The 521-nt window shown below is 70.4% G+C and carries 1 pseudogene; it reads left to right on the forward strand.

The annotated features are described in order from the left end of the window. A pseudogene (locus tag AB4Y92_RS25470) lies at positions 1 to 521 on the forward strand (hypothetical protein); the annotation flags it as partial.

The following is a 521-nucleotide window of genomic DNA, read 5'->3' on the forward strand; positions in this document are numbered from 1 at the left end:
ATCCCATGACCTACCGCTCGAACCGGGCTCGGGCCGGCCGCGCCAGGACACTCCGCCCCCGACGGCCCAGGATCCGCAATCGGTCCGCCAGAACCTGATCGCTGCGGCACGGCGTTCGGCAAAGGCTGCCTCTGAAGCCGCAGCCTCTGCTCCTGCGGCGGAAGCCGAGCGCGGCGGAGCCAGCGCCTCCAAGGGCGGCAAGCTCAAGGAGATCATGGAGAAGCGACGCCGTCCGCTCCTGCTCGGGCTGGCCGCCGTCGTTCTCGCCATGGGCACCGCCCATGTCGTCACCGGCGCCCTGCAAAGCCCGAAGACGAAGGCCGCCGGCAACGAAACTGTTCAGGTTCCACCTTCCGCTCCCGCCCTCGCTGCGCCGGAACCTGCCGTCCCGGACGTTCCAGCTAAGCCCGCAAAGGACCAGAACTCGGTGCTTTCGCCGGTCGAGCTCGGCCCGGCAGCCGCCTTCGCGGGACCGGCTGCCCCGGCCCTGGCTTCGCCCGAAACCACCAGTTCGACCACCC

Origin of the sequence: Lysobacter sp. TAB13 (assembly GCF_052113885.1) — a bacterium.
GTDB lineage: Bacteria > Pseudomonadota > Gammaproteobacteria > Xanthomonadales > Xanthomonadaceae > Lysobacter > Lysobacter gummosus.